This window comes from Mycolicibacterium peregrinum (assembly GCF_001665625.1).
Classification (GTDB): Bacteria; Actinomycetota; Actinomycetes; order Mycobacteriales; family Mycobacteriaceae; genus Mycobacterium; species Mycobacterium peregrinum_B.
Genome location: NZ_LZSY01000086.1, coordinates 1 through 22,135, shown reverse-complemented (window position 1 = coordinate 22,135; position 22,135 = coordinate 1). Strand labels below are relative to the sequence as shown.

The window sequence follows — 22,135 nt, the reverse complement described above, 5'->3', positions numbered from 1 at the left end:
GACTCCGTGCACCTCAAGAGTCTGACGCTGAAAGGCTTCAAGTCTTTCGCCTCGCCGACGACTCTGCGCTTCGAACCCGGGATCACCTGCGTCGTCGGCCCCAATGGATCGGGTAAGTCGAACGTGGTCGACGCCTTGACCTGGGTCATGGGAGAGCAGGGCGCCAAGACGCTGCGCGGCGGCAAGATGGAGGACGTCATCTTCGCCGGCACGTCCTCACGGGCACCGCTGGGCCGCGCCGAGGTGACGCTGACCATCGACAACTCCGACAACGCGCTGCCGATCGAATACTCCGAGGTGTCGATCACCCGCCGGGTGTTCCGTGACGGTGCAGGCGAATACGAGATCAACGGCAGCAGTTGCCGATTGATGGACGTGCAGGAGCTGCTGAGCGACTCCGGCATCGGCCGTGAGATGCACGTCATCGTCGGCCAGGGCAAGCTGGCCGAGATCCTGGAATCGCGTCCCGAGGATCGCCGCGCCTTCATCGAGGAGGCTGCCGGGGTTCTCAAGCACCGCAAGCGCAAGGAAAAGGCGGTCCGCAAGCTCGACTCGATGGCCGCGAACCTGGCCCGGCTGACCGACCTGACCACGGAGTTGCGCCGTCAGCTCAAGCCGCTGGGCCGTCAGGCCGAGATGGCGCGGCGGGCGGCGACGATCCAGGCCGACCTGCGCGACGCCCGCCTGCGCCTGGCCGCCGACGACCTGGTCAGACGGCAGGTCGAGTTCCACAACACGAACCAGGCCGAGACCACACTGCGTCGCGAGCACGACGAGGCGACGGTCCAGCTGGAAACCTCGACCGTCGAATTGCAGGCACACGAGGCCGCGGTGGCCGAACTGACCCGCCGCGCCGAGGCCGCCCAGCAGACCTGGTTCCGGGCCTCGGCACTGGCCGAACGGGTGAGTGCCACCGTGCGGATCGCGACCGACCGGGCGCAGCTGTTCGAAGCCGAGACGGAGGTTTCCACGGGGCAGGACCCCGAGGCCCTGGAGGCCGAGGCCGACGAGGTTGCCGAGCTCGAGATGGAGCTGCTCGGTGAGCTCGAGGAGTCGCGCATCGTCTTGGAGAGCGCCCGGGCCGAGCTCGCCGAGCGTGAGCAACTCGCCGCAGAGGCCGAACGGGCGCATCTGGCCGCGGCGCGGGCCGAAGCCGACCGCCGCGAAGGGCTGGCCCGGTTGGCCGGACAGGTCGACACCATGCGCACCCGGGTCGAGTCGATCGACGACGGGGTGATGCGGATGTCGGTCAACATCGAGGAAGCTGCCACCAAAGCCCAACTGGCACAGGCCGAATTCGAGACTGTGCAGAGCCGGGTGAGCGAACTCGATGCCGGAGAAGTGGGCCTGGACGAGCAACACGACCGCTCGGTGGCAGCCCTGCGGATCGCCGACGAACGGGTGGCCGAACTGCAGTCGGCCGAGCGTGCCGCCGAACGTCAGGTCGCCTCGCTGCGGGCCCGCATCGAGGCTCTCTCCGTCAGCCTCGACCGGCGCGACGGTGCCGCCTGGTTGCAGAAGAACCACAGTGGCTCAGGGCTTTTCGGCACCATCGGGGAATACCTGAAAGTTCAGCCGGGCCACGAGGTAGCAGTGGCCACGGTTCTCGGGGCGGCTGCCGACGCGTTGGCCGCCGAGGATTTCGGTGTCGCGGCCGCCGCCGTCGCCGCGCTCAAGGAGTCCGACGGCGGGCGGGCCGCTCTGTTGCTTGGGGACTGGAAGGTCGACGGCTCGGCCCCGTCGGGAACGCTTCCCGACGGCGCGATCTGGGCCAACGACGTGGTCAGCGTCCCGGACCGGCTGCGTGGGGCGATCACCGCGATGCTGGCCGGGGTGGCAGTGGTCAGCGATCTGCCCGCCGGGGTGCAACTGGTTTCGGCGCGTCCGGACCTGCGCGCGGTGACCGCCGAGGGTGATCTGGTCGGTGCCGGCTGGATCAGCGGTGGGTCCGACCGCAAGCCCTCCACACTTGAGATCAGTTCCGAGATCGACAAGGCCCGACGCGAACTGGAGGTCGTCGAGCGGCAGACCGGCGAGCTGGAGGCCGCCTTGTCGGGTGCGCTGACCGAGCAGGCCGCTCGACAGGAGGCGGCCGAAGAGGCGATGGCCGCGCTCAACGAATCTGACACCGCGATCTCCGCTATCTACGAGCAGCTGGGCCGCCTGGGGCAGGATGCCCGCGGCGCCGGTGATGAGTGGCAGCGGTTGATCCGCCAACGCGACGAGCTTGAAGCCGGGCGCACCAAGACGGTCGAGGAACTCACCGAACTTGAGTCGCGACTGCACAATGCCGAACAGCTTCCGATGTTCGAGGCCGAGCCGGTGGACCGTCAGGCCTCGATGGCCGCCGCGGAGGCGGCTCGTTCGGTCGAGGTGGAGGCCCGACTGTCGGTTCGTACCGCCGAGGAGCGCGCGAATGCGGTTCGCGGTCGGGCTGATTCACTGCGCCGGGCCGCCGCTGCCGAGCGCGAGGCCCGGGTGCGGGCGCAGCGTGCGCGTGAGGCCCGTGAACATGCGGCGCGGGTGGCCGCCGCGGTGTCCGAGTCGGGACGCGTTGTGGCCCAACGGTTGAGCGCGGTCGTGGCGGTGGCGTCGCGGATGCGTGACGAACTGGCGACCGAGCGTCAGCTGCGTGCCACGTCGCTGTCCCAGGTGCGCGAGACGGTCACCGAACTCAACGCGAAGATCACCCGGCTCACCGACGCCTTGCACCGCGACGAGATGGCCAAAGCGCAAGCGTCACTTCGTATCGAGCAGCTTGAGGCGCAGGTGCTCGAGCAGTTCGGGATGCCGGCGGCGGATCTGATCGCCGAGTACGGTCCGCAGATCGCGTTGCCGCCCAGCGACTTGGAGATGGCAGAGTACGAGCAGGCCCGTGAGCGGGGCGAGCAGGTCATGGCGCCCGCGCCGATGCCGTTCGACCGGCCCACCCAGGAGCGGCGGGCCAAGAAGGCCGAACGTGAGCTCTCGGAGCTGGGCCGCGTGAATCCGCTTGCCCTGGAAGAGTTTGCCGCGCTGGAAGAACGCTACAACTTCCTCTCGACGCAACTTGAGGACGTCAAGGCCGCGCGCAGCGATCTGCTCGATGTGATCGCCGATGTCGACACCCGGATTCTGCAGGTGTTCACCGAGGCCTACGTGGATGTGGAGCGCGAGTTCGAGCAGGTGTTCTCCACCCTGTTCCCCGGTGGTGAGGGACGCCTTCTGCTCACCAATCCCGCCGACATGCTCACCACGGGAATCGAAGTCGAGGCCAGGCCGCCTGGCAAGAAGATCAAGCGACTCTCGCTGCTGTCCGGTGGTGAGAAGTCGTTGACCGCGGTAGCCATGCTGGTGGCGATCTTCCGGGCCCGCCCGTCCCCGTTCTACGTGATGGACGAGGTCGAGGCCGCGCTCGACGACGTGAACCTGCGCCGGCTGATCAGCCTGTTCGAGCAGCTGAGGGAGAAATCCCAGCTGATCGTGATCACCCACCAGAAGCCGACCATGGAAGTGGCTGACGCCCTCTACGGTGTGACCATGCGTGGTGACGGCATCACCACCGTGATCTCGCAGCGCATGCGGGGTCAGGAACTGGCCGCCAGCTCAGGCTGATCCGGGCTTATTCCGACTCGTAGATCGACGGCGCCGACCAGCCGGGGCCGCTGAAGCAACTATTGGCTGACGGTGTCGGACAGCCATTCTGCTGCCCGGGTTGAGGCGATGGCGGTGTCGGCGGGTCCAGCCGGAAGATGTAGGACGCCTTCGTGATTCCCGCAACGGCGACGGGCCTCTCCTTGTAGTACGCCTTCACCTCCAGCGGCTGCGGGATCGCCTGGTCGCTGGTGGCCACCAGGTTCCACGTTCCGTCGGTGACATTCGTCGTGCCCGTGAAGACCGGCGCCTTGGTGTCGCGCTGACGGACCGTCAGGCCCACGGTCTCCACGAAGGGGTCCGCCGTGCCGGAGATGGTCAGCGTCTTGCCGGAATCGCTGAGGACCATCGGATCGTCAACGAAAACGCGGTCATTGCTCTGGGTCTGGGTCGTCGGGATGGCCACGGTACCCGGCTCGTCCTTCATCATGTTGTACACGGTGGGAACGGCACCGATGAGCGCCGTTGCGATGGCGCCGATGACGGTGATCTTGGCAACCGACACCTCGTTCCCTTTTGCCGGCCCGTCGGTGGCGTCGGCCGAACGGCGCAGTTTGAACAGCTGGCCGACGGATTGTGAATGTGTGGTCATGGCAGTGCTCCGTGCTTGGACTTCATCCTTTCGAGATGCCGCCTGCCGAGGGCTTGTCGGCTGGCGTACGGAAATGATCACGCCATGATCACGGGCGACGCATGCGTAGTGGACTACTCGAATGTCCCGGTATTGCCGAAGAAGCTGTGCCGAGCGTGCGGGTCAGGCCCGGGTTCCCCCGTGGATCCGGGTGTGACCCGCACGCTCGAACGGTGCGCACCTACGCCGCGTCGGAGTGTCCGGAACGGTGGTTGGCGCGCGGCTTCTGTTTGGTGTCGCTGGTTTTCGTGTCCGTGGAGTTGGATTTCGACTGGACCGACTTGGTTTGGCCGACATGACGTTGCGGCGAGCGCCGCGGGCGTGGGTTGTCTTGTGGCGCAGCGTCGGTGTCGGTGGCTGCATCGGACGGCCTCTTGGGTGAGAATGCCTGTCGTAGCGACTGCCGGATGCGTTCAGCTCCCGGATTTGCCTGCTTCTGTTGCTGTTTCTGCTGAAGTGCTGTGTCGGAACGGGTCTCGGTGTCAGTTCCGGTGCTCGTTTCCACCTCGGGCTTCTGCGCCTCGGGCTCGGACGGCGGAGCGTCGGAAGCGCGGGTGAGGGTTCCGGCTCTGCCCGTGGAGTCGGTGCCGGTTTGACGCAGCCGTGTGCGGCCCGGCGACCCGATGGTCGCCGGCAGTTTGAGCCCAACTCTTTCGATATCCGACTTGGCAAGTGTGGCAACATCTTCGGTGTGGCTGCCAACGGCATCACCGGTGTCGATGCCCAGGTCGGCGAGCGCGTTGCGTACGCCCTCCCTGGCTGCTGCCCGCAGATCCGACGCAAGCTTGCCGAGGTCGATGTGGGGGATCAGTCCGGCCCGGGTCGGCACCCCCATGTTCTCCGGCGTGCGGTCATAACCGAGTTCGATCAGCACGCGCAGAGTCGGCTCGACCAGGTCGACCACCGGCGCAAGAATTCCGATGCCGCGAAACGGTTGCAGCAGCGGAAGGTGCTCGGTGTGCACCAGGTAATAGGTGGTGTTTCCGGAGGTATAGGACTCATATGTGCTCGGGTCGTTCAGGTTGACCACCGATGAGCCGTAGTTCGGATGTAGGTAGACGTAGCCCATCAGGGCATTGAGATCGGCCAGCAGATTGAGTGGATATTTGGGAAAGTCGGCGATCAGGTCGTACTGGCGGGCCACGTCGATTGTCCGGTATTCGTCGTCCGGGGTGGCGCCGTCGAAGCTGACGCCGAGGATCGGTATGTAGAGGCCTTCGAACCTGGCGAGGATTCCGCCGTTGGGCCGGTTGGGATTGGCCACGAAGACGAAAGACAACTCGTCCGGCGTGGGCACCGCCGCGCCCTGAGCCCGAAGCTCGGCCAGATTGCGCTTCTCCCGGGTGGCGATGTTGGCGCTCTGCGAGTAGCCGACGACAATCTTCTCACCCGGCGTGGTCTGCACAGCGTTGTTGAGGCTCAGCACGCCGCGAGCCACCGAGGTGTCGAAGCTGACGTCGGTCAGGCTGGTCGCGGGCCAGAACTGCTCAGGTGTCGACACCCACTTCAAGTCGTCCTCATCGAGGTGGTGGCCGGACAGGTAGGTGCTGTTGACCTGGTCCACGTACGTGCCGGCTCCCCATTGATGCGGATCACCCAGCGCCTTCATCCCCGTTCCGCCCATGATGAGCGCCGTGGCAGCCAGCTGAACCAGCGTGGACATGGTCGCTGTCACGACCAGCCCGACGGTGCCGATCAGCGCGACCAGCGTCAGTGCTACCCCCCGAAGCACACGAATGTGCATTCCCGTCCTCCCTCTCGACAAATTCCAAGGGAAAGACCACATGCTCACCGACGCTGAAGCCATTCCCGACCCATGTGGATCGTGAACCACGTCGAGACCTGCTGTCAGCGAATTCAAATAACTGGAATGAATAAACGAAACCAACAGTTGGGCGCGATAGTTTGATGATTTCGGCCAACACGGCAGCTAAGCCACAGATGAATTCTGCGGCTTGCCTGGTCATGTTCTTCAGCTCGTGTGGGTGAACGGAATATACCGCGTCGGTACGTTCGTGTACCACTATTTTCAGCAATCCCGTACGTCGATGTTCTGACCGGTTCTCATGGGCGGGATGGGCCGTGCTGAGTCCGCGGAACGGGGCCGATCGTTCGTACGCGGCCGCCCTGAGACAATGGCGGCGTGACACAAGGTGCGTTGTTGGGTCTGTGGATCGCTATCGCGGTCGTCGCTGTTCTCGTGATCGTCGCTATCACCGTGGGGCTGGTGCGGTACCGGCGGCGGCGGATCAGCCTGTCGGAACGAGACTCCTCGAAACCGATCGACCGCTCCGGCGGATATACGGCGTCCTCGGGTATCACGTTCAGCAAGTCGGGTACGCCGACGCTCGACCGCATCGACACCGGCGGACTCCCTGCCGTCGGCGATGACGCCACGATTCCGCGGGATGCGCCCAAACGCACCATCTCCGATGTGCAGTTGCCGGAGCCGCCGGTCGAGACAGCGGCGCCCGAGGTGCCACCTGTGCCCGTTGCGCCGACAGATTCTGTCGGCGCCCCGGTCATCCCCGAGGAGCCGGCCGCGCCGGAGACGGCTCCCGACGCCGTCGCCGCCGCCGTGGAGGACATCGCCCCGGCCGAAGGTCGCATGGATCGGCTGCGTGGCCGCCTTGCCAAGTCCCAGAACGCCTTGGGCCGCAGCATGCTCGGGTTGCTCGGCGGCGGCGATCTGGATGAGGACTCGTGGGAGGCCGTCGAGGACACCCTGCTGATCGCTGACCTCGGCCCGGTGGTGACCGAATCCGTGGTCGCGGCATTGCGTGAGCGGATGGCAAGTAAGAACGTGCGCAGCGAAGCCGACGCCCGCGCGGTGCTGCGTGAGGTGCTGATGTCGGAGCTGCGGCCCGAGCTGGACCGTTCGATTAAGGCTCTGCCGCATGCCGACAAGCCGTCGGTGCTGTTGGTGGTCGGGGTGAACGGCACCGGCAAGACCACCACGGTGGGCAAGCTGGCCCGGGTTCTGGTTGCCGACGGCCGTCGTGTCGTGCTGGGCGCGGCCGACACGTTCCGCGCCGCGGCCGCCGACCAGCTGCAGACCTGGGCCGCACGCGTCGGCGCGGAGGTGGTGCGCGGGCCCGAAGGCGCCGATCCGGCATCGGTGGCGTTCGACGCCGTCGACGAGGGTATCAAGGCCGGCGCCGACGTTGTCGTCGTCGACACCGCGGGCCGCCTGCACACCAAGACCGGCCTGATGGACGAGCTCGGCAAGGTCAAGCGGGTGGTGGAGAAGCGCGCCGCGGTGGACGAGGTGCTGTTGGTGCTCGATGCCACCATCGGACAGAACAGCCTGCCGCAGGCCAAGGTGTTCGCCGAGGTTGTCGACATCACCGGCGTGGTCCTGACCAAGCTCGACGGCACCGCCAAAGGTGGCATCGTCTTCCGCGTCCAGCAGGAACTCGGCGTCCCGGTCAAACTCGTCGGACTCGGCGAGGGGCCGGATGATCTCGCACCGTTCGAGCCCGCGGCATTCGTCGACGCGCTGCTGGGCTGACCGCCCGAAAACCCGCAAAAACCCACGGTGTAACACCGGCGAAACGCAGCCCGGCTATCCGTTCACACGAGCGAAACGCAGCGGCGTCGTAGCCGAAACATCCACTCAGCATTGTCTTGACCAGGTCAACGGCCCGTAAATCCTTGCGGCCGTGGCGTGGTGAAGGAGGAAACTGCGAGTGGAGCAATTCCCGATATTGGGTGCGCCGGACACCGGTGACACAGCATGGATGCTGGCCGCCGCTGCGCTTGTGCTGTTGATGACGCCGGGGCTGGCCTTCTTCTACGGCGGCATGGTGCGGGCCAAGGGCGTGCTCAACATGATCATGATGAGCGTCAGCGCGATGGGTGTCGTGACAGTGCTGTGGGCGCTGTACGGCTACTCGGTCGCGTTCGGTGACAACACCGCAGGCGTCATCGGCGACCCCGGGCAATTCTTCGGCCTCAAGGGGCTGATCGGAACGAACGGTTCGGCCGATGCGCCCATCGCGCTGGTCGGCACCATCCCGGCCACCGTGTTCGTGGGTTTCCAGCTGATGTTCGCGATCATCACCGTCGCCCTGATTTCCGGTGCCGTCGCCGACCGCATCAAGTTCGGCGGCTGGCTGCTGTTCGCCGCGCTGTGGGCGACCGTTGTCTACTTCCCGGTGGCGCACTGGGTCTTCGACTTCGACGTCAAGGGCTCCGATGGTGAGACGGTGATCCACCATGGGGGATGGATTGCCAACCAGCTCAAGGCAATTGACTTCGCCGGTGGCACCGCGGTGCACATCAACGCCGGTACCGCGGGCCTGGTCCTGGCCATCATCCTCGGCAAGCGGCTCGGCTGGCCGGGTACGCCGATGCGCCCGCACAACCTTCCTTTCGTGATGCTCGGCGCCGGCTTGCTGTGGTTCGGCTGGTACGGCTTCAACGCCGGTTCTGCGGTGTCGGCCAACGGAGTTGCCGGGTCGACCTTCGTCACCACGACGGTGGCGACTGCCGCTGCCATGCTGGCCTGGCTGCTCACCGAGCGGATCCGTGACGGGCACGCGACGTCACTGGGCGCCGCATCGGGCATCGTCGCCGGGCTGGTCGCGATCACCCCGTCCTGCTCCTCGGTGAACGTCGTGGGCGCGCTCGTGATCGGTGTTGCCGCAGGCGCACTGTGTGCCCTGGCGGTGGGCTTGAAGTTCAAGTTCGGATTCGACGACTCTCTCGACGTGGTGGGTGTCCACCTGGTCGGCGGTATCGTCGGTACGTTGCTGGTCGGCCTGGTGGCCACCAAGGAAGCACCTGCCGGCATTGCCGGTCTGTTCTACGGTGGTGGGTTCGATCAACTGTGGCGACAGGCGGTCGGGGCCGGTGCTGTTCTGCTCTATTCGGCGGTGGGTACCGCTATCTTGGCGTTGATTGTCAAATACACCGTGGGCCTGCGCCTGGACAAAGAAGAGGAGGCTTCCGGTATCGACGAGTCCGAGCACGCTGAGAGCGCTTACGACTTCGTCGCTGTCGGAACCGGTTCTGTTCTTGGTCGTCACGGCGGGGAGGAATAAGGGAATATGAAGCTGATCACTGCGATCGTCAAGCCGTTCACGCTGGAGGATGTCAAGACCGGCCTGGAGCAGACGGGCATCCTGGGGATGACGGTCAGCGAGGTACAGGGCTACGGCCGGCAGAAGGGCCACACCGAGGTTTACCGCGGTGCCGAGTACTCGGTCGACTTCGTACCGAAGGTCCGGGTGGAAGTTGTCGTCGACGATTCCGCGGTCGACAAGGTCGTGGACGTCATCGTGCAGGCCGCCCGTACCGGCAAGATCGGCGATGGGAAGGTCTGGGTCAGCCCGGTCGACACCGTTGTCCGTGTCCGTACCGGGGAGCGGGGCGCCGACGCCCTGTAGCGGTGGCCGGTCGTCGAGGTAGACGACCGAGTCCCCCGGTCAGGAAGTGCGGTGGCAGGTAGTTGACCGGGGGAGGAGTCCAAATGACAGAGCAGCAGCCAGATTCCATCCACGAGCCGGCCGGGACCTCCGGACAGGAGGGTCCGGTCGGCTCGCCGCGGCCGGCCACCGATCTGGCGGCGGCCAGCCAGCAATTGCTGGCCGGGGGATCCCGTCAACTGGATGCGGCCGCCCTGCGGGATGCATTACTCGATCTGCACGAATTCTGGCTCACCACAAAGGCTGCCGAGATCGGGATCACGGCCACCAGTGGGTTCGCCATCGTGGCCACCGGTGGTCTGGGCCGCGGCGAGATGTTGCCGTATTCCGATCTCGATCTCATGCTGCTGCATGACAACATGCCTGTCGAGCTCGTCTCTGAAGTGGCCGAGAAGCTCTGGTATCCGCTGTGGGACGCCAACATCCGGATCGACCACAGTGTGCGCACGGTTCCCGAGGCCCTCAAGGTGGCGGGTGAGGACATCGCGGTAGGTCTCGCGATGCTGGACGCCCGTCATATGGCCGGTGACGCCGACCTGTCGGCGCTACTGGTCGGCGGGGCGCGACGGCAGTGGCGGATCGGAATCGGCTCGCGATTCGACGAACTCGTCGAGCATGCGCAGGCGCGCTGGCAACGCAGCGGCCAGATCGCGCACCGCGCCGAACCGGACCTGAAGTCGGGCCGCGGCGGCCTGCGGGACGTACAACTGCTCAACGCGCTGGCGATAGCGCAACTGGCCGATGTTTATCCGAGTCATGCGCTGGCCTCACCTACCGGAACACTCGGCGGTGCCCACCTGTCGCTGCTGAATGTGCGGACCGAACTGCACCGCGCGTCGGGCCGTGGCCGGGAACTGCTGTTGGCCCAACATGCCGATGAGATCGGCGCGGCGCTGCGGATCGGTGATCGATTCGACCTGGCCCGCACCCTGTCGGATGCGGCCCGGACCGTGAGCTACTACGTCGACTCGGGTATCCGTACCGCCGCCAATGCCTTACCCCGGCGCGGTTTCGCCGCGCTTCGCCGCCCGGTGCGCCGCCCGCTCGACGAGGGCGTGATCGAGTTCGCCGGCGAGGTGATCCTGGCCCGCGATGCACGGCCGGAACGCGATCCGGGTCTGATCCTGCGGGTCGCCGCGGCGTCCGCCGCCACCGGCCTGCCGATGGCGGTGTCCACACTGAGCAGGCTGGCCGAGACGGCGCCCGAACTGCGTACGCCGTGGCCGCGGCAGGCGCTCAAGGACCTCCTGGTGTTGCTGGCGTCGGGTCCCGCGGCGGTCGCCACCATCGAAGCCCTGGACCGCACCGGCCTGTGGGGCCGGTTGTTCCCGGAGTGGGGTGCAGTGCGGGACCTGCCCCCGCGGGATGTCGTGCACACCTGGACAGTTGACCGACATCTGGTCGAGACTGTCTCGCGGGCAAGTGCTTTCACCACCCGCGTATCACGTCCCGATCTGCTGCTGCTGGGTGCGCTGTGCCACGACATCGGCAAGGGGCGGGGCGGCGACCACAGCGTGATCGGTGCCGAGTTGGCCACTCAGATCGGAACCCGGCTGGGTCTCTGGCCGTCTGACATCGATGTGCTGTCGAAGATCGTGCGGTACCACCTGTTGTTGCCCGAGACCGCGACGCGGCGAGACCTTCAGGACCCCAAGACCATTGACGCGGTAGCCGACGCGCTCGGTGGGGACATGGTGCTGCTGGAGCTGCTCCATGTGTTGGCCGAAGCCGACTCCCTGGCCACCGGCCCCGGGGTGTGGGGGGACTGGAAGGCATCGCTGATCGGCGATCTGGTGCGACGGTGCCGGCTGGTGATGGCCGGTGAACCGTTGCCCGAACCCGATCCGGTCGACTCGCGGTTCGTGGCGTTGGCCGCCGACGGCGGTGTCCACGTCGAGCTCTCCCCGGGTGACAGCCCACACATCTACAACGTGACGATGATCGGCGCGGACCGGCGCGGCCTGTTGTCCAAGGCGGCCGGCGTGCTGGCGCTGAACTCCCTGCGGGTGCACTCGGCGTCGGTCAACAGTCATGAGGGTTCGGCGATCAACACCTTCGCGGTGTCTCCGCACTTCGGTTCGCCACCACCTGCTCAACTGCTGCGCCAGCAGTTCATCCTGGCGCTCGACGGCGAGCTGGATGTGGTCGGCGCGCTGGAACGCCGAGACCAGGAGGCGGCCCAGCATCCGACCACCCGGGCCGGCGAGATCCTGGCGTCGGTGCCGGCCAACCACGTGCCCGCCCCGCCGCGCATCCTGTGGTCACCCGGCACGGCAGCCGAAGACCTGATCGTCCAGATTCGCACGATCGACCGGGCCGGCCTGTTGGCCCGGCTGACGGCGGTGTTCGAGCGCGACGGCTTGGATGTTGCGTGGGCCAAGGTGACCACACTGGGCTCATCCGTCGTCGACGTCTTCTGCATCACCGCCCCGGCACTGGCCGGCGACGAAGCGCAACGGGCCGTGGTACGCGCCGAGCTGGAGCGCGACTTGCTCGCGATCCTGCCTGCGCCGCCGGCCAAACCGAAACCGGCCGAGCATGCGAGCTGATCCTCGTCGATAGGTGATGATTGCCGGCGTGACGAATTTCGGGGGATATCAGAACGGCTTCGGCGCGCCACCTCAGTACGGGTTTGGCGCGGCACCTCAGTACGGATATGGCGCGCACGCGCAGATCCCGACTCCACCACCGGCGACCGAGCGCATCCCTCCCGTCGGTCAGATTCTCATCAGCGCCCTGCTGATACTCCCGACGATTCCGATCTTCTATGCCGGCTCGCGGCCGTTCCGGAGAGCGTGGCTGCACGAGTGGCCGCTAGGAGTGGCGATGTGGCTGCCGGGGGTTCTCCTCGCGCTGTACTTCGTGGTCGTCGTAGTGTGCTGGGCTCGGCCGGGTCGCCGGCTCCCTGCAGTGGCGACCGCTGGCGTCGTGGCGTTGTTCGACACGGTGCTGTCCGGCATATCGCACCAACTTCTCCAGGGCGGTGAGTTGGACCTCTCGACACGGCCTTCGTTTGTCCTGCCGGGGTGGTTCTATGCCGTGGCCCACGTGCTGATCTTGGTGGGTTACGTGGCTGCGTGGGGCCTGGCGCGCAGGCGCAACAACATCTGGGTGGTCGGACTGGTGGCGGCAGTGGTCTCCGCCTTGGTTGTGCGATGGATCTACCAGACGGAGGCGATCGACGTCTTCAAGGCCTCCTCGAGTTGGATCAACGCATGGGCCGTCCCGATGGGTGCCTTCGTACTGTCCTGCCTGATCTGTTGGGCGATCGACGCGATAGCTTCCGCCTCGCGGCGGCCAACCACGCCACAAATCCCGGGCCGCTAGGCTTACCACGTGTTTGAGAGCCTGTCTGACCGGTTGACCGGAGCCCTGCAGGGCCTACGCGGCAAGGGGCGGTTGACCGACGCCGATATCGACGCCACGGCGCGCGAGATCCGGTTGGCCCTCCTGGAGGCCGACGTCTCGCTGCCTGTGGTGCGTGCCTTCGTGGCGCGCATCAAGGATCGCGCCAAGGGCGCCGAGGTGTCCGCCGCGCTGAATCCCGCGCAGCAGGTGGTCAAGATCGTCAACGAGGAGCTGATCGGCATCCTCGGCGGCGAGACCCGCCAGTTGGCCTTCGCGAAGACCCCGCCGACGGTGATCATGCTCGCCGGTCTGCAAGGTGCCGGTAAGACCACGCTGGCCGGCAAGCTGGCGAAATGGCTCAAGGGTCTGGGCCACACCCCGCTGCTCGTCGCATGTGACCTGCAGCGGCCAGGTGCGGTCAACCAGCTTCAGATCGTGGCCGAGCGCGCCGGTGTGGCGTCCTTTGCGCCGCACCCGGGTACCTCGCCCGATGGCCTGGAGATCGGTGGCCACGGTGATCCGGTGGCGGTCGCGACGGCCGGTATGGCCGAGGCCCGGGCCAAGCATTTCGACGTGGTGATCGTCGACACCGCCGGCCGGCTGGGCATCGACGAAGAGCTGATGGGCCAGGCCGCGGCGATCCGCGACGCCGTGAAGCCCGACGAGACCCTCTTCGTGCTCGACGCGATGATCGGTCAGGATGCCGTCGCCACCGCCGAGGCGTTCCGCGAGGGCGTCGGTTTCACCGGTGTCGTGCTGACCAAGCTCGATGGTGACGCGCGCGGTGGTGCCGCGCTGTCGGTGCGCGAGATCACCGGCGTGCCGATCCTGTTCGCCTCGGCAGGGGAGAAGCTCGAAGACTTCGATGTCTTCCACCCCGACCGGATGGCCAGCCGCATCCTGGGCATGGGCGACGTGCTCACCCTCATCGAGCAGGCCGAGCAGGTCTTCGACCAGCAGAAGGCCGAGGAGGCCGCCGCCAAGATCGGCTCCGGCGAGCTGACGCTGGAGGACTTCCTCGAGCAGATGCTGGCGATCCGCAAGATGGGCCCGATCGGCAACCTGCTTGGCATGCTGCCCGGGGCCGGCCAGATGAAGGATGCGTTGGCCGCCGTCGATGACAAGCAACTGGACCGGGTGCAGGCGATCATCCGTGGCATGACGCCGGCCGAGCGGGCCGATCCGAAGATCATCAACGCCTCGCGCCGGCTGCGTATCGCCAATGGCTCCGGGGTCGAGGTATCCGAGGTCAACCAGCTCGTGGACCGGTTCTTCGACGCCCGCAAGATGATGTCGTCGATGGCCGGCCAGATGGGAATGCCGTTCGGGCGCAAGAACTCCCCGCGCAAGGCCGCCAAGGGCAAGAACAAGCAGGCCGGTAAGAAGAAGGGCCGGGGTCCGACCCCGCCGAAGAACCCGTTCGGCGCCGGGATGCCCGCCGGCTTCCCGGACCTGTCCAACATGCCCAAGGGCCTGGACGAATTGCCACCGGGTCTGGCCGATTTCGACCTGTCGAAGCTGAAGTTCCCGGGCCAGAAGTAGCCGATGGCGCTGCACGTTCGTGGTCGCGGACTTCCCGACGACGAAGAAGTGCAGTGGTGGATCCACCAGGGTGTGCTGTCGGCTGAGCCGATCGCCAACGCCGACACTGTCTTTGACGGTGGCTGGATCATTCCGGGCCTGGTCGACGCACACTGCCACGTGGGCCTCGGCCCTCATGGCGCCGTCGAGCTGGACGAGGCGGTGACCCAGGCCGAAACCGAACGGGACGCGGGCGCACTGTTGTTGCGGGACGCCGGCTCCCCGGTGGACACCCGAAGCTTCGACGACCGCGACGACCTGCCGCGCATCATCCGAGCCGGACGCCATCTGGCCCGACCCAAGCGTTATTCACCCGGCTTGCCGATCGATATCGAGGACGAGTCGCAACTGCCCGCTGCCGTGGCCGAGCAGGCCCGGTGGGGTGACGGCTGGGTGAAGCTGGTCGGCGACTGGATCGACCGAGGGGTCGGCGACCTGGCCCCGTTGTGGTCCGACGAGATCCTCAAAGCCGCGATCGACGCCGCCCACGCCGAGGGAGCGCGGGTCACCGCGCACGTCTTCGGTGAGGATGCGCTGCCCGGACTCATCAAGGCCGGAATCGACTGCATCGAGCACGGCACCGGGATCACCGATGACACAATCGAATTGATGCTCCAACACGGCACCGCGCTGGTGCCGACCCTGATCAACATCGACAATTTCCCCGGCATCGCCGACGCGGCGGGCAAGTATCCGCAGTATGCCAAGCACATGCGTGACCTGTACGGGTCCTGTCGCTCCCGGGTCGGTGCGGCCTACGAGGCCGGGGTACCGATCTTCGCGGGCACCGACGCCGGCGGCATGATCGCGCACGGCCGCATCGCCGACGAGATCGAGGCGCTCAAGGGCATCGGGATGAGCCCCATCGCCGCACTGGGAGCGGCAAGTTGGGATGCCCGGGTCTGGCTGGGGCGGCCCGCGTTGGAGGACGGTGCATCCGCAGACCTGGTCTGTTACACCGAGGACCCACGCCATGGCGGGGTCAGCCACCCGGATCTGGTGATCCTGCGCGGGCGGGTGTTCTGACTCTCCGCCGAGCAGACGCAAACTCGCATGAATTCGACCGGAAATGTATGAGTTTGCGTCTGCTCGCGGGGAAAATCAGTACACGTCACGCAGGTAGCGGTGGGTCTTGATCAGGTCATTGACATAGGCGTGCGCGGTGTCCGCGTCCATGCCCCCGCTCTCGGCGACGATCTCGTGCAGAGTGGCATCCACGTCCTTGGCCATCTGGTCGGCGTCACCGCACACGTAGAGGTGCGCACCATCCTGCAGCCACGCGAACAACTCGGCGGAGTGCTCCCGCATACGATGCTGCACATACACTTTCGTGTCCTGGTCGCGGGAGAAGGCCAGATCGAGCCGGGTCAGCGTGCCGGACTCGACGAATTCCGTCAACTCCTCGCCGTACAGGAAGTCGGTGGACCGGCGACGGTCTCCGAAGAACAGCCAGGAGCGGCCGGGCGCGGCGGCGGCCTGCCGCTCCTGCAGGAACGCCCGGAACGGGGCGATGCCGGTACCAGGGCCGATCATGATGACCGGCACATCGCCTGCGGGCAACCGGAAATGGTGGTTGGGCCGCAGGTGAACCTGCACCGTCGCGGTGCGCTCGGCCAGGTAGGTCGAGGCGACGCCACCGTGGCGGCGGTCGGCGCCGGGGTAGTGCACGGTGGCCACGGTCAGGTGCACGTGATCGGGGTGCGTCAGCGGACTCGAGGCGATCGAGTAGTCGCGGAACTGTAACGGGCGCAAGGTATCTACCACCTCGTCGACAGTGAGGTCGGTGCGCCGGATCAGATCGAGGACATCCTCACCGTAGGCGGCGGTACCCGCCAGCTCCTGCAGCGCTCGCGAGGGGGTCCGGATCTCCAGGTGTTCGGTGAGCAGGACGCCCAGAGTCTCTTCCGAGTCGCCGACGCGATGCTCGGGGCCGACCTGGAGTTCGGCCAGGATCGCGGCCACCAGGTCGGGATCGTTGGCCGGGTGGACGGCAAGCGAGTCGCCGGCCTGATAGGCGATCCCGGAGCCGGTGAGGTCCAGTTCGTAGTGGCGGACCTCCTTGTCGGATTCTGCCGCCGTGAGCAGTCGATTGACGGCCAGGGGAGCCGCGAAGGGGCGGTTGCGTTCCTGGCCGCGAAGCGGGGGTTCGGCCGCGACGGCCGCGACGGCCTCGACGCCGGAGACGGCAGCGGCGGGGCCGGACTGGGCGGCGATGAGTTGCTTGACCAGGTCGGTGGTCCAGGCCGCGGCCGGTTCTTCGTAGTATCCGTCGACGTCCACGCGGTCGGCGAGCCGGGTGGCGCCCAACTCCTCCAGCCGGGCATCGAGGAGTTTTCCTGCGTTGCAGAACAATTCGTACGAGGTGTCGCCGAGGGCCAGGATTGCGAAGCTCATGTGTTCCAGACGTTCGGTCGAGGCGCTGATCGCCTCCCAGAACAGCGTGGCGGTGTCGGGGAACTCGCCGTCGCCGAAAGTCGATGTCACCACGATGAAATGCGTTGCGGTACTGAGCTGGCTGAGTTCGACTTGGTTGAGCTCGACGGCCTCGGCAGGAATTCCGGCGGCGGTGGTGGCCTCGGCGAACGACATGGCAGCGTCTTCGGCGTTGCCCATGTCGGTGCCATAGGCGACCACCAACGAGAACTCACGGTCGGACACATCGGCTCCCCTCATCGCGCGCGGGCACTCCACACGAATTTAGGGTTACCTTAGTTGGGTGTGAGTCCCGGTGGGGCCCTACCTCTTAGCGTCGAAGGTCAGTGCGAGAAACCGTAATCGAACAAATCGATCGCCTGTCCGTACAGATCGCCGGTGCCGTACATCTGGACCACGATCAGACGACGGTTACCCCGTTGCGCGGCACCGACATACGTCTTGCGGGCCAGGTCCGTGTAGCCGGTCTTGCCGGCGATGTCGCCGGGGTAGCGCGCAAGCAGTTCGTTCTGGTTGGTCAGGGTCTTGCCGGGGAACTGGGCCGAGGGCTGGCGCATGATCTGCGCGATCAGTGGGTACGTCAGCGCGGCGCGCAGGATCACCGCCAGGTCGTGAGGAGTGGTCACGGTTTCCCAGCCGGGGCCGTCGAGGCCGGACGGTGAGCCGGCGCGGGTGTTGCGAGCGCCGACTGTGGCCGCCTTGCGCGTCATTGCCGCGACGGTGGCGGGACGGCCGCCGAGCATGTCGGCGAGCATGTTCGCCGCGTCGTTGCCCGACACCATGAGCAGTGCCTCGAGTAGCTGGCGGGTGGTGTACGGCTGACCCGGTTTCAAGCCCACACATGAACATTCGACCTTGGTATGGGATGCGTTGGCCCGGGCGAAATTATCGGGCCGGAGATGATCGAGCACCACCATCGCCAACAGGGGTTTGATGGTGCTGGCCGGGGCATACGAGCCGTTGGGGTCCTTGGACGCCAGTACCTGGCCGGTGTCCATGTCCGCAACCAGCCAGGCCTTGGCGGGTCCGTCGGGAATCTGGGCGCCTGCCGGCTGGACGCCGGGCTGCGCGTGCGCGGAGGGCGTGACCGCGAGCACCGCGCCGAGGGCGAGCACGGTCGCCGCGAAACGTCGTCGCACGGAGCTTGACGCTACGGATCACAGGACTCGCTCAGCGCGCGATCAGGTCTCCGTATGGTTGCGGCGCGGAGGTACGGATCAGCCCGTTACAACTGGCCGATGCCTGCTGAGTGGTCCTGAGCGAATCCCCAGTCCAACAGGCTGGTGGCCTGGTCCCAGTAGGTCGGGCCACCTTCCTTGACCAACCCGTACATCATGGCGACCACCAACCGGCGGCCGTCGCGCTGCGCAGCGCCGACGAACGTCTTGCGAGCCACGTCGGTGAAACCGGTCTTACCGCCGAGCATGCCTGGATAGCGGCCCAGCATCTCGTCCTGGTTGACCAACGTGACTGGTCCCGTGGCACCTGGAAAGGACGCCGACGGCGATGACGTGATCGCCGCGAACATCGGATTCGCCAGCGCGGCGCGGAAGATCACGGCCAGGTCCCGCGGTGTGGTGGCCCCGTCGATGCCGGGGCCGTTCAGACCCGATGGCGACCCGGCATGGGTGGCGTTCGCGCCGAGCGCGGCGGCCTTGGCGTTCATCTTGGCCACCGCGGCGTCGGTCCCGCCGAGCATGTGTGCCAGTGTGTTGGCGGCGTCGTTGCCGGACACCAGCAGTGCCGCATCCAGCAGCTGCCGCATGGTGTAGGTGCGTCCGGCCTTGATCCCGACGCAGGTGCACTCGACCTTGGCATCGGCTTCGTCGGCGACGACGGTTGCATCCAACGGAATCTCGTCGAGGGCCACCAGCGCCAGCAGAGTCTTGATGGTGCTGGCGGGTGCGTGCGGGGCGTACTGATCCCGGCCGGCCAGGATCTGGCCGGTATCCATGTCGGCGACGATCCAGGCCGGGGCGGGGCCGGCCGGGATGGGTGTCGCGCCGACCTGCTGCACGCTGGTGTCGGCGGAGGCCGTGGGGGAGCCTGGTAGAGCTGTTGGGAGAAGTGCTGCGAGACAGAGCGAGATCGCACCGACGAGCCTGACCATGTCCACTGACCCTAGTGGCACAATCCGCGGGCATCGGCGTGTGAGGAAGATCCGACGAATACGAGGTGAGAAAACGTGGCCGAGACCGCCGCCATGCCGGAGGCCGAACGTAAGTGGATGATCGACACGCTGCTGTCGTTGCTGCAGACTCCGAGTCCGTCGGGACGCACCGACGCCGTGATGCAGTTGATCGGCGATATCCTCAACGATCTGGGCGTGCCGTTCACGTTGACCCGGCGCGGTGCGCTGACCGCCGAGCTGCCTGGTGAGTCGCCCACGATCGACCGAGCGCTGGTGGTGCACGCCGACACCATCGGCTGCATGGTCAGGAATCTGAAGGACAACGGCCGGCTCGAATTGGTCCCCGTCGGCACATTCTCCGCACGGTTCGCTGCGGGCGCGCGGGTGCGGATCTTCTCCGACGACCCCGACGAGTTCTTCACGGGCACGATCATGCCGCTCAAGGCCAGCGGGCATGCCTACGGCGACGAGATCGACACCCAGCCCACCGACTGGGATCACGTCGAGGTACGGGTGGACCGAAATGTGTCGACACGTGCGGATCTGGAACGGCTGGGTCTGAACGTGGGTGACTTCGTCGCGCTGATCGCCAGCCCCGAACTCACCGAGGACGGCTTCGTGGTGTCGCGCCACCTCGACGGGAAGGCTGGGGTGGCGGTCGCGCTGGCCCTGGCCAAGACCATCTCGGAGCAAAAGATCGTGCTTCCGCACCGCGCCACTCTCATGGTGACCATCACCGAGGAAGTGGGGCACGGTGCCAGTCACGGGCTTCCGCCCGATGTGGCCGAGTTGGTTTCGGTGGATAACGCGGTCTGCGCCCCCGGGCAGCACTCGATCGAACACGGCGTGACGATCCCGATGGCCGACCTGCACGGTCCGTTCGACTATCACTTGACCCGCAAGCTCTGCCGCCTGGCCGAGGGACAGGGCATCCCGTTCGCGCGGGACGTGTTCCGCTACTACCGGTCCGACGCGGCAGCCGCCATCGAGGCCGGCGCGGGTACCCGCGCGGCACTGCTGGGGTTCGGCCTCGACGGGAGCCACGGTTGGGAACGGACCCACCTGGACTCGTTGGAGGCCACCTATCTGTTGCTCAACGCTTGGCTGCAGACACCGTTGACGTTTGAGGCCTGGGATTCCAGCCCGACCGGTGCACTGCGTGACTTCCCGTCCTCGAAGCAGCCGGCTCCCAGCGAGCAGTGGGTGCCGTTGTCCCGCGGCCACTTCACCGAGCCGGGGGACGCCTCGCCGGGCGCGCATTGGCCGCCGTCGGAGGGCCCTCAATCCTGACCTGGTGTTGAATCGAGACATGTTGAGCTTGGCCGAGATTTCGGACCGTCTGGAGATCCAGCAGTTGTTGATCGACTACTCCACGGCGATAGACCGTCGACTATTCGATGACCTCGATGCGGTGTTCACCTCCGATGCCTACATCGACTACCGGGCGATGGGGGGCATCGACGGTCGCTATCCCGAGGTCAAGGCCTGGCTGGCCGAGGTGCTGCCGAACTTCCCGGCCTACGCCCACATGCTCGGCAACTTCGATGTCCGGATCGACGGTGACAAAGCGTCCTCCCGCACCATCTGCTTCAACCCGATGGTGCTGCCGGGGCTGGAGCAACAGGTGTTGTTCTGCGGACTGTGGTACGAGGACGAGTTCGTGCGGACGGCCGACGGCTGGCGGATGAGCCGCCGTGTCGAGACCAAGTGTTTCGACAAGGTCGTCTGACCTTCGCAACCCGGGCGCCTCACGCGCCGAGTGGCCGGTTGTGACACGCAACCGGCGGCACGTTGTGCAATAACTGGCCATTCGAGCTGGATTTGGGCTGGTCGGCATCGTTCTGGCACAATTGGGCGCTGTCTGCCACGCGACTCGTTCAATGCGCTGCGCGGCGGTCACACACGTAAGGCAAAACCGGATCGGGCAATTCCGCCCGCATCGCTGAATTGCAGCGTGACATAGAGGAGAAGTCTCAACCATGGCTGTCAAGATCAAGCTCACCCGGCTTGGCAAGATCCGCAACCCCCAGTACCGCATCGCCGTCGCCGACGCGCGCACCCGCCGCGAAGGCCGCTCCATCGAGGTCATCGGGCGCTACCACCCCAAGGAAGAGCCCAGCCTGATCGAGATCGATTCGGAGCGCGCGCAGTACTGGCTGGGTGTGGGCGCGCAGCCCACCGAGCCGGTGCTGGCCCTGCTGAAGATCACCGGTGACTGGCAGAAGTTCAAGGGCCTGCCGGGCGCCGAGGGCACCCTGAAGGTCAAGGAGCCCAAGCCGTCCAAGCTGGACCTGTTCAATGCGGCGCTGGCCGAGGCCGAGAGCGGCACCGGTGCCGCGGCCGTCACGCCCAAGAAGAAGAAGGCTCCCAAGAAGGATGACGCTGCCGAGGCCGCCGCTGAGGCACCTGCCGAGGCCGCTGCCGACGACGCCGCAAGCGAGAGCTGAGCATCGCAGTGAGTTCTGTCGTGGTCGACGCCGTCGAGCACCTGGTCCGCGGCATCGTGGACAATCCCGACGACGTACGCGTCGACATGGTCACCAGCCGCCGCGGGCGGACCGTCGAGGTGCACGTGCACCCCGATGACCTGGGCAAGGTCATCGGTCGCGGCGGCCGCACGGCCACCGCGCTGCGCACCCTGGTCGCAGGCATCGGTGGGCGCGGAATCCGCGTCGACGTGGTGGACACCGACCAGTAGCGTCGGATCCATGGACCTGGTTGTCGGGCGGGTTGTCAAAGCTCACGGCATTACCGGTGAACTCGTCGTCGAGATTCGTACCGACGACCCGGATGCCCGATTTATCCCCGGCGCGGGCCCGGGGGGGCGCGGCCCCGGGGGGGGCGGCGGCCCGGTGGGGGGGGGGAGGGGGGCCGCGGGGTGGCGGGGGGGGGGGGGGGGGGGGCCCCCCCCCCCCCGGGGCCGGGGGGGGTTTAACCACTCCCCGCCCC

At 66.7% G+C, this 22,135-nt stretch carries 17 protein-coding genes and 1 pseudogene; 13 read left to right on the top strand and 5 right to left on the bottom strand.

The window, feature by feature from the left end; all coding sequences use genetic code 11:
• The first annotated feature begins 6 nt into the window (after positions 1–6).
• Positions 7–3,594 carry a chromosome segregation protein SMC gene (smc, locus tag A5779_RS11280; RefSeq protein WP_064881808.1) on the top strand — a complete coding sequence of 1,196 codons (3,588 nt, stop codon included), beginning with the start codon at positions 7–9 and terminating at the stop codon, positions 3,592–3,594.
• A 7-nt stretch (positions 3,595–3,601) separates the two neighbouring features.
• Here the strand turns inward: smc and A5779_RS11275 are convergent, their stop codons facing one another.
• Together A5779_RS11275 and A5779_RS11270 are read right to left on the bottom strand one after the other, a co-directional pair.
• Entirely contained in the window at positions 3,602–4,225 is a 624-nt protein-coding gene (locus tag A5779_RS11275; protein ID WP_064881806.1) for a hypothetical protein, read from the bottom strand.
• Between the two features lie 220 nt (positions 4,226–4,445).
• Positions 4,446–6,008, bottom strand: coding sequence for a PE-PPE domain-containing protein (locus A5779_RS11270; protein ID WP_064881804.1), 1,563 nt, complete (start codon positions 6,006–6,008; stop codon positions 4,446–4,448).
• Positions 6,009–6,407: 399 nt separating this feature from the next.
• On the opposite strand from A5779_RS11270, the gene ftsY reads away from it, so the two are divergent.
• From ftsY to A5779_RS11235, 7 genes are all read left to right on the top strand, one after another.
• Entirely contained in the window at positions 6,408–7,775 is a 1,368-nt protein-coding gene (ftsY, locus tag A5779_RS11265; RefSeq protein ID WP_064881802.1) for a signal recognition particle-docking protein FtsY, read from the top strand.
• Positions 7,776–8,004: 229 nt separating this feature from the next.
• Positions 8,005–9,309 (top strand): ammonium transporter, encoded by a 1,305-nt coding sequence (locus tag A5779_RS11260; protein WP_064881800.1) that lies wholly within the window; start codon positions 8,005–8,007, stop codon positions 9,307–9,309.
• Between the two features lie 6 nt (positions 9,310–9,315).
• Positions 9,316–9,654 carry a P-II family nitrogen regulator gene (locus A5779_RS11255; RefSeq protein ID WP_003881099.1) on the top strand — a complete coding sequence of 113 codons (339 nt, stop codon included), beginning with the start codon at positions 9,316–9,318 and terminating at the stop codon, positions 9,652–9,654.
• Between the two features lie 83 nt (positions 9,655–9,737).
• Positions 9,738–12,242: a [protein-PII] uridylyltransferase gene (locus A5779_RS11250; RefSeq protein ID WP_064881798.1), complete on the top strand. Its 2,505-nt coding sequence runs from the start codon at positions 9,738–9,740 to the stop codon at positions 12,240–12,242.
• 28 nt (positions 12,243–12,270) lie between these two features.
• On the top strand, positions 12,271–13,020 hold the full coding sequence (locus tag A5779_RS11245) for a hypothetical protein (protein ID WP_131811632.1): 750 nt from the start codon (positions 12,271–12,273) through the stop codon (positions 13,018–13,020).
• Positions 13,021–13,029: 9 nt separating this feature from the next.
• The gene (gene ffh / locus A5779_RS11240; RefSeq protein ID WP_064881794.1) at positions 13,030–14,583 is read left to right on the top strand and encodes a signal recognition particle protein; all 1,554 of its coding nucleotides are present in this window, start codon (positions 13,030–13,032) and stop codon (positions 14,581–14,583) included.
• Between the two features lie 3 nt (positions 14,584–14,586).
• Complete coding sequence (locus tag A5779_RS11235; RefSeq protein ID WP_064881792.1) at positions 14,587–15,648, top strand: metal-dependent hydrolase family protein; 1,062 nt, start codon at positions 14,587–14,589, stop codon at positions 15,646–15,648.
• 75 nt (positions 15,649–15,723) lie between these two features.
• On the opposite strand, the gene A5779_RS11230 is transcribed toward A5779_RS11235, so the two are convergent.
• The 3 genes from A5779_RS11230 to A5779_RS11220 form a co-directional block, all read right to left on the bottom strand.
• A complete protein-coding gene (locus tag A5779_RS11230; RefSeq protein ID WP_064881790.1) occupies positions 15,724–17,295 on the bottom strand; it encodes a diflavin oxidoreductase in 1,572 nt (523 codons plus the stop codon).
• Positions 17,296–17,378: 83 nt separating this feature from the next.
• Positions 17,379–18,194, bottom strand: a complete 816-nt coding sequence (locus A5779_RS11225) for a D-alanyl-D-alanine carboxypeptidase (RefSeq protein WP_064881788.1) — start codon at positions 18,192–18,194, stop codon at positions 17,379–17,381.
• 86 nt (positions 18,195–18,280) lie between these two features.
• Entirely contained in the window at positions 18,281–19,165 is an 885-nt protein-coding gene (locus A5779_RS11220; protein ID WP_064881786.1) for a D-alanyl-D-alanine carboxypeptidase family protein, read from the bottom strand.
• Positions 19,166–19,240: 75 nt separating this feature from the next.
• On the opposite strand from A5779_RS11220, the gene A5779_RS11215 reads away from it, so the two are divergent.
• The 5 genes and pseudogenes from A5779_RS11215 to A5779_RS32945 all read left to right on the top strand — a co-directional run.
• Entirely contained in the window at positions 19,241–20,476 is a 1,236-nt protein-coding gene (locus tag A5779_RS11215; RefSeq protein ID WP_064881784.1) for an osmoprotectant NAGGN system M42 family peptidase, read from the top strand.
• Between the two features lie 19 nt (positions 20,477–20,495).
• The gene (locus A5779_RS11210; RefSeq protein WP_055112870.1) at positions 20,496–20,915 is read left to right on the top strand and encodes a nuclear transport factor 2 family protein; all 420 of its coding nucleotides are present in this window, start codon (positions 20,496–20,498) and stop codon (positions 20,913–20,915) included.
• A 250-nt stretch (positions 20,916–21,165) separates the two neighbouring features.
• Positions 21,166–21,633 (top strand): 30S ribosomal protein S16, encoded by a 468-nt coding sequence (gene rpsP, locus A5779_RS11205; protein ID WP_064881782.1) that lies wholly within the window; start codon positions 21,166–21,168, stop codon positions 21,631–21,633.
• Positions 21,634–21,641: 8 nt separating this feature from the next.
• The gene (locus tag A5779_RS11200) at positions 21,642–21,884 is read left to right on the top strand and encodes an RNA-binding protein (protein WP_003881089.1); all 243 of its coding nucleotides are present in this window, start codon (positions 21,642–21,644) and stop codon (positions 21,882–21,884) included.
• 10 nt (positions 21,885–21,894) lie between these two features.
• Positions 21,895–22,029 (top strand): annotated as a pseudogene (locus A5779_RS32945) (ribosome maturation factor RimM); the annotation flags it as partial.
• Between the last annotated feature and the right edge of the window lie 106 nt (positions 22,030–22,135).

Excerpts from the sequence above, each read along its gene's own strand:
- A5779_RS11275 (WP_064881806.1), bottom strand. The coding sequence starts at position 4,225 with ATGACCACACATTCACAATCCGTCGGCCAGCTGTTCAAACTGCGCCGT.
- A5779_RS11270 (WP_064881804.1), bottom strand. The coding sequence starts at position 6,008 with ATGCACATTCGTGTGCTTCGGGGGGTAGCACTGACGCTGGTCGCGCTG.
- A5779_RS11260 (WP_064881800.1), top strand. The coding sequence starts at position 8,005 with ATGCTGGCCGCCGCTGCGCTTGTGCTGTTGATGACGCCGGGGCTGGCC.
- A5779_RS11255 (WP_003881099.1), top strand. The coding sequence starts at position 9,316 with ATGAAGCTGATCACTGCGATCGTCAAGCCGTTCACGCTGGAGGATGTC.
- A5779_RS11250 (WP_064881798.1), top strand. The coding sequence starts at position 9,738 with ATGACAGAGCAGCAGCCAGATTCCATCCACGAGCCGGCCGGGACCTCC.
- A5779_RS11235 (WP_064881792.1), top strand. The coding sequence starts at position 14,587 with ATGGCGCTGCACGTTCGTGGTCGCGGACTTCCCGACGACGAAGAAGTG.
- A5779_RS11230 (WP_064881790.1), bottom strand. The coding sequence starts at position 17,295 with ATGAGGGGAGCCGATGTGTCCGACCGTGAGTTCTCGTTGGTGGTCGCC.
- A5779_RS11220 (WP_064881786.1), bottom strand. The coding sequence starts at position 19,165 with ATGGTCAGGCTCGTCGGTGCGATCTCGCTCTGTCTCGCAGCACTTCTC.
- A5779_RS11210 (WP_055112870.1), top strand. The coding sequence starts at position 20,496 with ATGTTGAGCTTGGCCGAGATTTCGGACCGTCTGGAGATCCAGCAGTTG.
- rpsP (WP_064881782.1), top strand. The coding sequence starts at position 21,166 with ATGGCTGTCAAGATCAAGCTCACCCGGCTTGGCAAGATCCGCAACCCC.